The sequence below is a fragment of the Kiloniella sp. genome (assembly GCF_048259265.1).
In the GTDB taxonomy this organism is placed as follows: Bacteria; Pseudomonadota; Alphaproteobacteria; order Kiloniellales; family Kiloniellaceae; genus Kiloniella.
Genome location: NZ_JBLXHT010000004.1, coordinates 1 through 14,391, shown reverse-complemented (window position 1 = coordinate 14,391; position 14,391 = coordinate 1). Strand labels below are relative to the sequence as shown.

Annotated in this window: 14 protein-coding genes; 6 read left to right on the top strand and 8 right to left on the bottom strand. The window is 47.5% G+C overall.

Annotated features, from left to right (window positions below; genetic code table 11):
* Positions 1-192 precede the first annotated feature (192 nt).
* The 3 genes from ACN0QW_RS08260 to ccmA all read right to left on the bottom strand — a co-directional run bounded on the left by ACN0QW_RS08260 (position 193) and on the right by ccmA (position 2,475).
* On the bottom strand, positions 193-927 hold the full coding sequence (locus tag ACN0QW_RS08260; protein WP_299375714.1) for a heme ABC transporter permease: 735 nt from the start codon (positions 925-927) through the stop codon (positions 193-195).
* A 190-nt stretch (positions 928-1,117) separates the two neighbouring features.
* Positions 1,118-1,804: a heme exporter protein CcmB gene (gene ccmB / locus ACN0QW_RS08255; RefSeq protein ID WP_299375711.1), complete on the bottom strand. Its 687-nt coding sequence runs from the start codon at positions 1,802-1,804 to the stop codon at positions 1,118-1,120.
* Entirely contained in the window at positions 1,801-2,475 is a 675-nt protein-coding gene (gene ccmA, locus ACN0QW_RS08250; protein ID WP_417430459.1) for a heme ABC exporter ATP-binding protein CcmA, read from the bottom strand. Before ccmA ends, ccmB begins: the two co-directional genes overlap by 4 nt.
* A gap of 528 nt (positions 2,476-3,003) precedes the next feature.
* Between ccmA and ACN0QW_RS08245 the strand changes: the two genes are divergently transcribed.
* The 6 genes from ACN0QW_RS08245 (at position 3,004) to ACN0QW_RS08220 (ending at position 8,470) form a co-directional block, all read left to right on the top strand.
* On the top strand, positions 3,004-3,942 hold the full coding sequence (locus ACN0QW_RS08245; protein ID WP_417430457.1) for an ArsR/SmtB family transcription factor: 939 nt from the start codon (positions 3,004-3,006) through the stop codon (positions 3,940-3,942).
* A gap of 5 nt (positions 3,943-3,947) precedes the next feature.
* On the top strand, positions 3,948-4,811 hold the full coding sequence (gene metF / locus ACN0QW_RS08240; RefSeq protein WP_417430455.1) for a methylenetetrahydrofolate reductase [NAD(P)H]: 864 nt from the start codon (positions 3,948-3,950) through the stop codon (positions 4,809-4,811).
* Positions 4,811-5,653, top strand: coding sequence for a homocysteine S-methyltransferase family protein (locus tag ACN0QW_RS08235; protein WP_417430453.1), 843 nt, complete (start codon positions 4,811-4,813; stop codon positions 5,651-5,653). Before metF ends, ACN0QW_RS08235 begins: the two co-directional genes overlap by 1 nt.
* Positions 5,654-5,875: 222 nt before the next feature.
* Positions 5,876-7,321 carry a cytochrome ubiquinol oxidase subunit I gene (locus ACN0QW_RS08230; RefSeq protein WP_417430933.1) on the top strand — a complete coding sequence of 482 codons (1,446 nt, stop codon included), beginning with the start codon at positions 5,876-5,878 and terminating at the stop codon, positions 7,319-7,321.
* Positions 7,311-8,315 (top strand): cytochrome d ubiquinol oxidase subunit II, encoded by a 1,005-nt coding sequence (cydB, locus tag ACN0QW_RS08225; RefSeq protein ID WP_417430451.1) that lies wholly within the window; start codon positions 7,311-7,313, stop codon positions 8,313-8,315. The genes ACN0QW_RS08230 and cydB overlap by 11 nt, the downstream gene beginning before the upstream one ends.
* A complete protein-coding gene (locus ACN0QW_RS08220; RefSeq protein ID WP_299379049.1) occupies positions 8,315-8,470 on the top strand; it encodes a hypothetical protein in 156 nt (51 codons plus the stop codon). Before cydB ends, ACN0QW_RS08220 begins: the two co-directional genes overlap by 1 nt.
* Positions 8,471-8,504: 34 nt before the next feature.
* Here ACN0QW_RS08220 and nadC read toward each other — a convergent pair whose 3' ends face one another.
* The 5 genes from nadC to ACN0QW_RS08195 form a co-directional block, all read right to left on the bottom strand.
* Positions 8,505-9,359: a carboxylating nicotinate-nucleotide diphosphorylase gene (gene nadC, locus ACN0QW_RS08215; protein ID WP_417430449.1), complete on the bottom strand. Its 855-nt coding sequence runs from the start codon at positions 9,357-9,359 to the stop codon at positions 8,505-8,507.
* Between the two features lie 36 nt (positions 9,360-9,395).
* Positions 9,396-11,003 carry an L-aspartate oxidase gene (locus ACN0QW_RS08210; RefSeq protein ID WP_417430447.1) on the bottom strand — a complete coding sequence of 536 codons (1,608 nt, stop codon included), beginning with the start codon at positions 11,001-11,003 and terminating at the stop codon, positions 9,396-9,398.
* An 11-nt stretch (positions 11,004-11,014) separates the two neighbouring features.
* Positions 11,015-12,037, bottom strand: coding sequence for a quinolinate synthase NadA (gene nadA / locus ACN0QW_RS08205; protein WP_417430445.1), 1,023 nt, complete (start codon positions 12,035-12,037; stop codon positions 11,015-11,017).
* A 172-nt stretch (positions 12,038-12,209) separates the two neighbouring features.
* Positions 12,210-13,226, bottom strand: a complete 1,017-nt coding sequence (locus ACN0QW_RS08200; protein WP_417430443.1) for an NUDIX hydrolase — start codon at positions 13,224-13,226, stop codon at positions 12,210-12,212.
* Positions 13,227-13,473: 247 nt separating this feature from the next.
* Complete coding sequence (locus ACN0QW_RS08195) at positions 13,474-13,983, bottom strand: GNAT family N-acetyltransferase (RefSeq protein WP_417430441.1); 510 nt, start codon at positions 13,981-13,983, stop codon at positions 13,474-13,476.
* Positions 13,984-14,391: the final 408 nt, after the last annotated feature.

The following is a 14,391-nucleotide window of genomic DNA, read 5'->3' as shown; positions in this document are numbered from 1 at the left end:
TGCGTAACCTGAGTTGTGCCGGGATTAATTATAATACTTTCCCAGCTTCTTCTCTTATTCTGTAGATAGACATAATTCTATCCTTTAAACACTAGCGCATTATGTCACACTAAAATCCTAAGACTTTGATTCACATCATGATCAATATTTGTTGATCTCTTGCTGGTTTATCAACATTTTTTAACCTTGACCTTAATGAGCTTTATCGACAACAGCGCGGCGATATTTGCGTAGTTTGGCCTCTATAAGTTCGCTTTTGATTCGTATCAATAAAACAACGATATAAAAAAGCTTGAAGGCAACCCCCATAATCAAGAGCGGCCAGAGCATCGATGGATCAATTGACGGGCCATCAGCACGCATGACAGAGGCGGGTTGATGAAGGGTATTCCACCAGTCGACAGAGAACTTGATAATTGGAATGTTCACAAAGCCGACAATGGCAAGAACGGCCGCAGCCTTGTTGCCGCGTTCCTGTTCTTCAAATGCGTGCATCAAGGCCATGTGCCCAAGGTAGAGGAAGAAGAGGATTAGCACAGATGTCAGGCGTGCATCCCAAACCCACCAAGCCCCCCACATTGGCTTACCCCATAGCGATCCCGTTGCAAGTGCCAAGAAGGTAAAGCCGGCCCCGATAGGTGCAGAGGCTTTGGCGGCAAGATCGGCAAGGGGGTGACGCCAGATCAAAGAGCAGACTGACGCAATAGCGATTGATGTGTACACGAACATGGCCATCCAGGCTGATGGCACATGAATGTACATAATCCGTACGCTTTCACCCTGTTGGTAATCAGGGGGAGAGGTGAAAAAAGACATATATAGGCCGGCGGCCAGTGAAAGTACTGTCAGGCCGGAAACCCATGGAAGCACCTGATTGGTCAGCTTCAAAAATCTGTTTGGATTGGCAAATCGGTGAAAGACCGACATTGTCCTTATCCCTTCAATTAACATTCTTGTGCATCAGGCACAGGTTCATTTAACGGTGAGCAGACCCTAGAACAAAGGTATATACCCTGCCTTGATATCAATCAATTTTGGGATATCAATAAATTCAGGGATATCCTTCAATTTGGACGTACTCAACTCTTCATATTTTGAACGTTCTGTTCTACGTGTTCTATTCTACCGACTGCCGCAAGGCGGCGGCCCCGGCTAGCGGGGTTATTAGTAACGAAACAAGCAATATCGCGCCAAGCAACAAAAGGTGAGGTCGCGCATTCGCGATAACCGCGCCAGCTTCCAGACTGTTCATAGCTGCATCGATAGCACCGACACCAAAAATCAGTGTCGGTATATAAAGTGGGAGAACAAGTAGGGGAATCAAGACGCCCCCGCGCCTTGCGCCAAGGGTCAGTGTTGCTGCGATCGCCCCAATTAAGCTCAGGCTTGGTGTCCCTAATATCATGGCGATAAGAAGAATCGTCATGGCATCAGAATCCATATTAAACAGTAATGCGATTAAGGGCGCGGCGAGAATTAGGGGAAGACCTGTTGTTAACCAGTGGGCAAAGACCTTGGCGAGAACGGCAACTTCTAGCGATGTTGATGACAGAATAAGTTGTTCCAGACTGCCGTCTTCGTAATCAGCCAGAAACAGGCGCTCAAGGGAGAGCAAGACGGCCAGTAGAGCTGTGACCCAAATAATACCGGGAGCAATACGGGCCAGCAAGTTTGGTTCGGGGCCGAGGCCAAATGGGAACAGCATGGCGGTGAGAATAAAAAATAAAACAGCCATGGTTAAATCTGATTTTTGGCGGAATGCCAAATGCAAATCTCTGGAAACAATATTGAGGAAAGCCTTCATATCCAGGAATCCTCTTCGTTTTCGACCGCCAGAAGTTTCTTGTTATATAACGGGCTGTAATCTTGCAGATTAAGTTTGTTCGGGTTCTCGACATTAATGGAGCTATGTGTTGCAAAAATAACGGCACCACCTTTTGATCGATGTGTTTTTATGACGTCTTCAAGTAACGCCACTGACGCAACGTCCAGACCTACAGAGGGTTCATCTAATAACCAAACAGATCGCTCTGAGGCTAGTAAACGTGACAGGGTCAGGCGTCTGCTTTGTCCGGATGAGAGTAGATTCGCTGGCGTATGTTTGAGTGGGAGCATTCTGAAATGATCTAAAGCGTCATCCAGGCTTGGGTCGTCTTTCTTTTTTCCAGACCAATAGGCCAGATTCTCTAAAACCGTCAAAACTGGTTTAATTGCGTTTCGGTGCCCGATGTAGTGAATATGTCGCTGGAAAATTTCAGGCTCTCTCGTAGCGTCCTGATCCTGCCAGACAAGTTTTCCCAGCTTTGGGCGAACAAGGCCAGACAACATACGTATCAGGCTTGATTTTCCACTACCGTTTGGTCCTTCGAGAATAAGGGCTTGTCCCTGAGCAAGATTGAAGTTCAATCCCAGAAAGACAGTGCGCCCGCCTCTTATACAGGTAAGGTCTTCCCCTTGAAAAAGGCTTCTGCCCAATATCTAAACCCTTATTTTTTATCGGAACTAAGATGCGAAAGGTCATCATGCCTGATCGACTCTCTTGCGTATAACTAAAAAGCGTATAGCAAAAAAAATCCCCTCTCGCCAATAAGGTGTTTCCTTATGACGCAAGGGGATCGGGAGTCTTAAAACGGGATGCGGCTGCCAGTCGGGTATCCGGCAGCCGCTAGAGTCCAGCTTTGGGGTAATATGGAGATCTTCAGGATCTCTAGTAGAGAGGGGAAGCTCTCTACGGTTTTAAATGTAGGACTCAATTTTGAAGGGACTTAGCCCTAAATGTGGCAAAACGGTGATTTATTCTAAAGCCAAGGATTCTTCATTTTTTTGTAAAGGCGCTTGATTCCTCATGCAAAACGGAGAGAAAACAAATAGATAAATAGAGTTTTGTCGCATAAAAATAAAAAATGATCGCTATTGGGTTATTTTTTTTCTTGATAAATTACGATATAAAGATATTGTTATATTGATTTTGGCGCAGAGCTTACGCCTAGAGGAGACGTTACCGTGGAAGTACTATTAAAAGGATTGCAGTCTATTGCCGAGCCAACACGGTTGCGTGTTTTGGGTCTTTGTGCCCATGCGGAATTGACTGTGAGCGAGCTTGTTCAAATTCTTGGACAAAGTCAGCCGCGCGTTTCCCGGCATTTAAAGCTGTTGATGGAAGCAGGCCTTCTGGAGCGTCATCAAGAAGGTAACTGGGCTTATTTCAGGTTGTCCGATAATCAACCTTGTTCAGAGCTGGCTCGATTGATTATTGATTTGATCCCGGCGGAAGATCCCAAACTCGCTTTGGATTTTCAACGTCTGGAAGACATCAAAGCAGAGCGAGCCCGTAAAGCGCATGAATATTTCAGCAAAAATGCATCCGATTGGCATGAAATAAGATCCCTTCACATCGACACGTCTTCTATCGAAGCGGCATTCCAGGAAAGCTTGCTAAAGGAACCTGTAAAGGAATTGCTGGATATCGGTACGGGGACAGGGCGTGTTCTAGAGCTAGTTTCAGGCGAAGTTGGCTCGATTGTAGGGTTGGATATTTCCCGTGAGATGCTGGCGATTGCCAGAAATAACATTGATCGTGCGGGGTTAACGAACTGCCAGGTACGCCAAGGTGATATGTACCAAGTTCCATTTGCAAATGCCCGCTTTGATGCTGTGTGTTTAAACATGGTGCTCCATTATGCGCTCGATCCACGAATGTGTTTGCGCGAGGCTGCAAGGGTTATCAAACCCGGAGGTCGATTGATTTTGGTGGATTTCGCGCCCCACCGTATGGACAGCCTACGTGATGATCATGCGCATCATTGGTTGGGTTTTGATGATAAACAAATTGAAGAGTTCTGCGATGATGCGGGGTTAACCCTTTCTGATCCTGAACATCTTCCGGGCGATCCGCTGACGGTCTGCATTTGGACAGCACGTCGCGATCCCGATACGGAGTAATAGGAATGAAAAGACCAGATATCAGTTTTGAACTGTTTCCGCCGGCTTCGGCAAACGGTCTTGATAATCTAACAAAGACCGTAACGCGGTTGAAAGCTTTTGAGCCAAAATACTACTCTATTACCTATGGAGCGGGTGGTTCCGGGCAGCAAAAGTCAAAAGATTTACTGAATAAGCTTTCGCAGGATAAAGACCTGACGCTTGCGGCCCATATTACAATGGCAGGGGCATCAAAAACAGATATCCTGAAAACAGTCAAAGCTTGGCGTGACCTCGGTGTGACCCGTTTGGTTGCCCTCCGTGGCGATGCCGAGGAGCTTGGTGCGGCCTTTGCACCTCATGAAAATGGCTTTCAGAATTCTGTCGAGTTTATAGCAAGCCTGAGAGAGCTTGGTGATTTTGATATTGCGGTTGCTGCCTATCCTGATCCGCACCCGGATAGTAAATCATTGGCGGACGATCTGGCTTTCTTAAAGCAAAAACAGGATGCCGGTGCAACGACAGCAATTACACAGTTTTTCTTTGAGGCTGAGAGCTATTTTTGCTTTGTTGAAGAGGCGAGAAAAGCCGGAATTACAATTCCGATTATTCCCGGGATTTTACCTATTAATAATATTACTCAACTTAGACGGTTTGCAGATCGTTGCGGCGCAACCATTCCAGATTGGGTGAGTAAAGCATTTGAGGGCTTGGAAGATAATCCGGAAACTGCTGCTGCCGTTGCTGTTTCACTTTGTCTGGATCTTTGCCGTGATTTGATCGATGGCGGTGTTGACGCGTTCCATTTTTATACCCTCAATCGTTCTCCGTTAACAGAAGCTGTGTGCCGGCTTCTATCTATTCAAGCTGAAGAGAAGGAAGCTGCATAATGAGAAACTTTATTGATGCGCTAAACAGTCGTGTTTTATTGACAGACGGTGATTTGAAATCCTCTTTGCGCGAGGCTTCTGTTGATCTCAACCGTGCAACCTTTGGTAATGAAGATTGCCTGACAGCTTTGAATATTTCGCGTCCAGACTTGGTAACAGCTGCACATAAAGACTTTTTAGAGGCGGGGGCCGATGTTATTCGAACCCATACAAAAGAAGCCTCTTTGGATGCTTTGGCGAAGTTTAATATGCAGGACGAAGCTTTTATTATAAATCACCTGGCCGCTGAAGCGGCTTGCTTGGCTGTTGATTCCATACCGGGTGGTGATCGTCGTCGATTTGTTTTGGGTGTTGCAGACCAGTCTAGTGCGACAGGCACAGATAATGAGCTACGTTACGGTGCTTACATTCAGGTGCAGGGCCTCGTATCTGGTGGTGTCGATGCCCTGACGTTCAAGCCGGTGGCCGATTTGGAACAGGCGCGCGCGCAATTGGCATCTGCAAGACAGGCCCTTTTAGAGCTGGGGTCTTCTGTGCCATTGCTTCTAGATTATTCCGAAGATCTCGATTTTACCGATGATACTGTCGGCGATTTGGTAGATGGTGTTTGCTATGTTGAAAATGGCGATACGATCAAGGCAGGATTCCCTGTACATCAGGTTGGTCAGAAAATTCTTGTACACGGTGGGCGTTCTCCAAGAGAAACCGCACAACTTGATCAGGCTTTGCGTAAAAAAGCGGCAGATGGCTATCGCCCTGTTACACGACCGAATGTTTCCCCACGTGAGGTTACTGTTCCCGTTTCCAGCTGGAATGATTACTCGGCGGTTGCGAACAGTTAATAGGTATAGTGCGTACAAACGTCCTGATCACGAGATGTATATCAGAGGGTACATTTTACCAGATGTACCCTCTTTTTGTTTTGTGATTAGAGTATGAGATAAAACCTTACTTTTTGTGTGAGACAATACGCACGCACCGGGTGTCTTGCGCTCGAACTTATTTGGGGTGACTATAAATTCAGATCAACAACTGAGGGCGCTCTGATCTGAGTGCGATTAGACATGGTTGAGTTTCTGGATGCAGCCCTTCTGGCGCGTGTACAATTTGCCTTTACGATTTCGTTTCATATTGTTTTTCCGGCTTTTTCTATCGGATTAGCGAGTTATCTTGCTGTTCTCGAAGGTCTTTGGCTCTGGACAGGTCGCGATGTTTACCTGCGCATATTTAAATACTGGATAAAGATCTTTGCCGTTGTCTTTGGGATGGGTGTGGTTTCCGGCATTGTCATGAGCTATCAGTTCGGGACGAATTGGAGTGTTTTTTCTGACAAAACGGGTCCGATACTTGGTCCGCTGATGGGCTATGAAGTCCTGTCCGCCTTTTTCTTAGAAGCAGGGTTTCTAGGTGTCATGCTTTTTGGCATGAACAAGGTGGGGAAAAGGTTACATTTCTTTGCCACGCTTATGGTGGCGATTGGCACTCTTTTCTCTGCCTTCTGGATACTGTCGGTAAATTCTTGGATGCAGACGCCAGCAGGTTACGGTATCAACGATGTTGGACAATTTATTCCCGTGGACTGGTGGGCTGCAGTTTTCAATCCTTCATTCCCCTATCGGTTGGTTCACATGGTTTTGGCAGCCTATCTGACGACGGCGTTTGTTGTCGGCGGTGTTGCGGCATGGCATCTGTTGCGTGACAAAACGAATCAATCTGCACGAATCATGTTCTCAATGGCGATGTGGATGGCCGTTATTGTTGCCCCGATCCAAATTATCGCAGGTGATTTTCATGGGTTAAACACATTGGAACATCAGCCAGCTAAAATTGCGGCGATGGAGGGGCACTTTGATACAAAAAAAGGTGCTCCGCTTATTCTCTTTGGCTTGCCGTCAATGCAGGATGAGACCGTGCATTATGCACTGGAAATTCCAAAACTGGGCAGTCTGATTTTAACCCATGATCTCGATGGCGAGATCAAAGGCTTGAAAGAATGGGGCCCGAAAGACAGGCCGAATGTTCCCATTGTTTTCTGGTCATTTCGCATCATGGTCGGTTTGGGTTTTCTGATGGCTGCTTTGGGGGCGTGGAGTTTTCTTCGGCGCATGCAGAAAAAACTCTATGAAACGCCTCTAATGCTACGATTTGCAACATGGATGGCGCCATCTGGTTTTGTCGCCCTTTTGGCTGGTTGGATCACGACAGAGGTCGGAAGGCAGCCCTATACGGTTTATGGGTTGCTGCGGACATCTGATTCCATCTCACCGATTGATGCACCTGCTGTCGCAATATCTCTATTTGCTTTTGTCGTTGTGTACTTTGCTGTGTTTGGTGTGGGGGTGGTTTATATTCTTCGTCTGATGAAGCGAACGCCAGACACGGATATACCTAATGATTACAGGCCTGATGGCGCTCCAACACGTGCCACGAGTATGTTTCCGACCAAAACACTTTCTTCAGATGATCGGACTCTAATACAAGAAACAGGAAGTAAGACAAATGGAAATTGATCTCGCACTTATCTGGTCTTTACTGATTGCTTTTGCTGTTCTTGCGTATGTTTTGCTGGATGGTTTCGATTTAGGTATTGGTATTTTGTTTCCCCTCATTAAGAGGGGAAGCGAACGTGACTATGCCATGAACACCATTGCTCCGGTATGGGATGGAAACGAAACTTGGCTCGTTCTTGGTGGCGGAGGGCTTTTTGCTGTTTTTCCCTTGGCTTATTCTGTTGTTTTACCTGCACTTTATGCGCCTTTGACCATTATGTTATTAGGGCTGATCTTTCGGGGTGTTGCCTTTGAATACAGGTGGCGAAGCGAGAACTCTCAGTGGCTTTGGGATTTGGCTTTTTTTGGCGGTTCATTTGCGGCGGCCTTTTGTCAGGGGATTGCCTTGGGAGCCTTGGTACAGGGCATCGACGTGGTTGATCGTGCCTATGCTGGTGGATGGTGGAATTGGCTGACGCCCTTCTCACTGCTCACTGGTGTTGCTGTTGTTGTTGGTTATATTCTATTGGGGTCGACATGGCTGATATTGAAAACTGTCGGACCAGTTCAAGAGAAAGCTTATCGTTATGCGAAACCTGCGTTGTTTGGCCTCCTGAGTTTAATCGGGATTGTCAGTATTTGGACGCCGTTTCTTAATCCAGAGTTTCTGGCACGCTGGTTTACCATGCCACAGATTATCTATACGGCGCCGGTTCCGCTTCTTGTATTGACCTCGGCGCTGGTCTTGCTACGTGGTCTTAAGCAAAAGAATGACGTTTGGCCTTTCTTTGCCAGTTTGGGTTTATTTATTCTGACTTATATTGGCTTGGGGATCAGCTTTTTTCCTTACATGGTGCCCCCGAGCCTGACAATCTGGCAAGCGGCGGCGCCGGATGTAAGCCTAGAGTTTTTGCTTGTTGGCACCGCAGTGCTCGTGCCGTTAATCCTAGGTTATACAGCTTATGCCTATTGGGTATTCCGAGGAAAAGTTGACCCGGAAGAGGGGTACCATTGATGGCTAGGGAAAGCCTTGCAGATAAGACGCCGAACCAACCAGAGGCAAAGAGTCTCAGGTGCCGACTAACTTGGTTTGCTGGGTTGTGGTTTGGCGGTGTTACTGCTCTGGGGGTGGTTGGGTATACAATCCGTGCCTGGCTCGGATTGTCATGAGGTTTTGGCCGAAATATTCATCCTGAGTAATTGGCTAGAGAGTATCCAACCCCAAATCAAGACAAGGGGCGCTGTGGGTTAGCCATCCCATCGAAATCACATCAACCCCGGTTTCAGCAATAGCCCGTGCTGTTTCATGAGTGATGCCACCGGATGCTTCTGCGATGGCCTTTCCATCAATCATGGCAACGGCTTCACGTAAGGTTGGTAAGTCCATATTATCCAGTAGGATGATATCGGGCTTGTGGGGGAGCGCTTGCCGAAGTTGATCAAGCCGATCAACTTCGATTTCGATTTTGACCATGTGCCCGATTTGAGATCTGGCGGTTGCAATGGCTTTCCCTATATCGCCGCCAACCGCAGCAATATGGTTATCCTTAATCATAACCCCGTCATAAAGACCAAAGCGATGATTGTGCCCGCCGCCGCATCGCACAGCGTATTTTTCAAAGGCACGCAGGCCGGGGGTGGTCTTTCTAGTGCAGGTGACGCGCACAGGCAGATCGTCAACCAAATCAACGATATTTCGGGTGGCTGTGGCAATTCCCGATAGATGGCCCATGTAATTCAGGCCAACACGTTCACCGCTCAGGATCGCGCGTGCCGGACCTGTTATTGTGGCAACGATACTTTCGGGAGAGAGACGCGCTCCATCCCCGAGTAAAATTTTGACAATCACCTGTTCCGATAGCTCTGCCATTGCAGCATTGAGAAATCCGGTACCCGAGAGGGTGCCACTCTGCCTGCTTACAATTGATGCTGTGAGTTGGGCATCTTCCGGGATCATTGACTGGCTGGTGAGATCCCCGGTTGATCCAAGATCTTCCAAAAGCGCGGCCTGTACGGCCTGTGTGATAAGGGGGGAAGGCAGGGGCGTTATTTTCATCATCTATACTTTTTGTCGTCTATATGTTTTCGGGGCAATCTATGAAGCCAATTTGATCGTATCGTTGACGATGTCTTTTTTGAGGCGGCTCAGTTCTACAATGCTGTGGCGCTGGTATCGTGGGTCGCTATTGGGGTAATCAAGGCGATAATGCCCACCTCTGCTTTCTTTCCGTTCAAGTGCCGCGGTCGCAATCAAGTGACTGGTGGTCATGATATTTCTTAGTCGTGTCGAGGGATATGGATTGTCTAGCTCTATTCGATCCAGTTCTTTCAGAAGTATCTTCAATCCAGTTTCATCCCGGCAAAGTCCGATATAGCGATAGTTCAAAGTTTGTAGTTCACCTATGACATTTTGATCTTTTACAACATTGGTTTGGATTTGCGATTGTTCTGAAGCTTTAACTTTGGCGTGCGTGTTTATTGTTTTGCTGCTGAGGAAATCACAGACATCGTTACTGACAAGAGGTGCGAACACTAGCGCTTCGAGCAGGGAGTTGCTTGCCAACCTGTTCGCGCCGTGTAAACCAGTACAAGCGGCTTCGCCACAAACCCAGAGACCATCGAGATTAGTTCGCCCACGATTGTCCGTTTCAATGCCCCCCATATGATAATGCGCTGCCGGGACAACGGGGATCAGATCTTTTGTCGGGTCAATGTCGTGGTCTTCGCAGTGTGCATAGACGGTAGGAAAGTGCTGTGGAAAAACATCTCCTATAGAAGCGCGACAATCGAGGTAGCAGCGATGGCCTTGTTGTATTTGTTTCCATATGCTTCTGGCGACAATATCCCGTGGTGCCAACTCGGCGAGTGGATGTTCATTGAGCATAAAGCGATTAGACGTTTCATTCACCAACCAAGCACCATCTCCGCGGAGTGCCTCTGTCGCCAAGGGACGTGGAGTCGCTTCCACATCTATGGCTGTGGGGTGGAATTGAACAAATTCGAGATCTTTTAATCTGGCACCTGCGCGGGCGGCCATGGCCAACCCATCTCCGCAAGCGGCGAAGGGGTTGGTGGTTGCGCTGTAGATTTGCCCGATGCCGCCGGTCGCAATGATAACGGCTTTGGCATTTACCGCTTGGAGCTCGTTGTCTTTCAGAAGCGTTGCGCCATAAATCTGAACATTCTGGATATTGTCGTTGTGTGAAAGTAAATCTACTGCTTCCGCATTTTCAAGAACGGTAATGTGTGCGGCCTCTTTTACCCTAAGCTGCAGAACGCGCATGACTTCCCGGCCCGTCGAATCGCCGTTGGCGTGGACAACGCGTCTGTGGCTATGGGCGGCTTCCCTGCTCAAACTTAAGCCTTTTTCGTCATGGTCAAAGATCACGCCAAGATCGATTAAATCGCGGATGCGTTCTGGCCCAAGATCGGTGACCAATGCGGCAATGTCTTCATCCGCAATACCCCCGGCGACAGCAAGCGTATCCGCGAGATGACTTACAGGACTATCGGCGGGGTCCAGTGCAGCTGATATCCCACCTTGTGCCCAAGCACTGGATGCTTCTTCCCCAAGCGGCCCTTTTGATAAAAGCGTGACAGCTTTTGGCGCAAGGCGTAACGCGGCCATCAAGCCGGCGAGGCCTGCGCCAATTACCAAAACATCTGTCGTTGTGCTTTTAATTGTGTTGGGGGAATACGCCATGGGGAACTTCCTTAACTTGCATCCAGCATGCGTTGAACCGCGAGGCGTGCCCGATCCGCAAGCGCAGGATCGACGGTAACCTCGTGTGACATCGTCTTTAACGATTCACAGATGTTCATCAGATTGATGCGCTGCATATGGGGGCAAAGATTACAGGATCGAATAAAGTTTGTTTCCGGGTTTTTAGACGCAATGTTATCGCCCATAGAGCATTCAGTGATCAGGGCAACTTCAGCAGGCTTTTGCTCGGATACGAAATTGATCATGCCTGCTGTTGATCCTGAATAGTCTGCAGCTTCAACAACTTCCGGCGGGCACTCCGGGTGCGCGAGGACCGTGACATTGGGGTGTGCTTTGCGCAGTTGCTTCACCTGTCGCGCGGTAAAGCGTTCGTGCACTTCACATTCGCCTTGCCATGTTAGAATTTCAACGTTGGTTTCGGCGGCAACATTTGCAGCAAGAAAGCGATCGGGGATTAATAGCACCCGATCAACACCCAGTGATTCAACGATCTTCACTGCATTTCCGGATGTACAGCAGATATCTGATTCAGCCTTTACTTCGACGGAGGTATTTACATAGGTCACAATCGGAACGCCGGGATACTTTTTGCGAAGGTTGCGGACGTCTTCGCCTGTGATGGAATCTGCCAGTGAACAGCCGGCTTTGGGGTCCGGTATTAACACGGTCTTAGATGGGTTAAGAAGCTTTGTTGTTTCTGCCATGAAGTGAACACCAGCCATAACGATCACATCGGCTTCGACATCAATAGCCTTTTGCGCAAGCGCCAGTGAATCTCCAACGATATCGGAAACACAGTGATAGATGTCTCTGGTTTGATAATTGTGGGCGAGAACAACAGCATTGCGTTCTTTTTTCAAACGTAGGATTTCATCAACATAGGGCGCAAAATCGGGCCATTCTTCTTTACTGATCGCGGGATACACCTGCTCAAAGATAGCGGCAGTACGCTCTGCTACTTCTGGGGTGTATGTATATTCTTCTGTCTCTGCGACTGCAGTATTGTCAGACATGGCAACCTCTTTTGCTCTATTTGAGTATAAGGGGGCTATAAAAAATACCGGAGCTCCCAGTTATACTTATGCTACAAGTGAGTATTACTTGGGTCAAGCACATTATGCTCAATATTAGTATAAGTGGTGTTGGTGGGATGAACTGGGAGACGTGGATGAGGGGGCGGTTCTGTCAAATGCCTAGTGTTTGCCGTTCCATCAGAACTTCCCGGCGAAAACGGAATTGATTCGCAGGTCGCCCACCTGTTTGGGTTTCGATCTTCCCCGTAGCTTCAACCAGACCTTTTTTCTCGATTAGACGGCGAAAATTCTGTTTATGAAGAAGTGATCCAGAAAGAGCTTCAACAACTTTTTGGAGCTGTAACAGGGTAAATGTCGGCGGCATGAGTTCAAACACGACGGGACGATATTTAATTTTGCCCCGTAACCGTCCGATTGCCGTTGCCAGTATACGTCGATGATCCAGTGCCATCGCCGTTCCGTGCTGATTACTTATGTCGCCTTTATCAAGGCTATCCTGTCGTTCCGCGACCAGGCTGGCTTCATAAAGCAATTCGTATCTTTCCAGAACAAGTTCATCGTTCCAGGGGGTGTCATCTAGACCAAAGGTAATACAGGTGCGTTCGTAACGATCTTTCTGTTCGATGTTATTTTCTGCCTGTTCAATCCATTTTCGCAGTGCGGGGATGATATCACTCTCTAGTATAGTAGGGGGTCCATCGCGCCAGTCTTCCCATGGGAAAAAGCGATACCAGTCCTGCCACACAGCATTCTCAATTGCTGTTGGAGCCGTATCTTGTACAAGGGCGAGATAGCCGACGGACACCAAGCGGGCGCCAGCTGCCTCTTCACGAGGGTCGCGCCCTTCATTTCCGAATGTGTAGAGCTGTTCGACGTATCCAATCTCATGGTCAGTCTGTTCTTCGACCCACGATCTCAGCCCGGATTCAAGCGTACGGTGTTTCAGCGGATAAAAGGGACCAAAGGGCAGTGCTTCGTGTCGATTGTCATGGGCCCGATTGTCATGGGGAAGTGCTGTCCGTTCTGTCAGGGTTTCATGCTGAGCAGTAAGTGTTTCAGAAGTATGTTGGACGACAAGAACCTTTGGTTGCTCTTCAATGATAGCAACAATAACGGCATTCAGCCCGATAACGACCTGTCCGTTTGCTGGTTCTGTACTCGCATTCATACTTAGTTTGTCCCTCTCTTATAAGTCTCTAAGATCACAGAGGAATTGAGATTAGGCAAGATACCTTGAAAGTGCGACGACAATATTACGGAAAATTCCTTCTCACGCTTAAGTTCAGCTTCTATCACGTGGTGCCTTAATGGTTATAGGAGGGGTTTATAGTAGGTCTATTTATCAGGGGGAGTGTATAGAGGCACTATTTAGCAATAGTGACTTTGATCTAGGAGAGACACTTTCGCGTGGCTTTTTATGTGAGTGGCAAGCGCATAAGTATTTCGTCATGATAGTGGTCTTGGATTTTAAGTGCTCTGGGTTCGCGTCCGTATTCAATAAAACCCAGATTCTCATATAAGGTGATAGCTGAGACATTTGAAACTACTACAGTTAAGAGAATCTCTTCGGTGGTTTCTTTTGCTATTTCGATAATCTGTAAAAGGATCTGTTTGGCCAATCCGTTGCCGCGTGCTTCCGGCTTTATATACATTCCCCAAAGCGTCGCTTTATGCTTGAGCTTTTCTTGCTTGGGGATTCGTAGGCCTGCGATACCAACCAGAGAGCCTCTATCACTATAAGCACCATAAACAATGTTGTTTGTTAAAAGTTTGGAGTAGTGGCTCAGAGGAGTGTTTACTTCATCACTATAAGATGCGCCAAAAGCTTCTGGGCTTTCATCGAGGCCTTCCACTCTGAGCCCTTTATAAAGAGCTGCGTCCTCGGATAGGATTCTTTTAAGTGTAAAAACATTATGGATAGGCATCTGTTATCAGAATTCTGTGTTGTGATTGTTCTTGTTTGGGGGGATTCGCGGAAATAGGTGCAAATCTTGTAGTCTGAAAGTTACGTTTAAAGATTATTTATTAAGAATCTCGCATTTTTTTACATCTGGATTCAGGGATTCTTCATGGATTTGCCCTAATTTTCCCTTGAACTTACCTTCTTGGAAACTGGGATATTTAGAAAACATCACAAGTGGGGTGTTTTTGCGCAATAAACTTACGCAAATCGGTCGTATGACGGTAATATTAAAAAAATGTGAGTTTTTTGCAAAAAGGTCTTTGACAGTGTGTGGTGTGGGGCCTATAACACCGCTCACCGACGGGGCAGACGCTTCGACGGTACATCGGAAAGACAGAGTAAAAACAGGCAGTTAGCGGAAGTTTTAGGG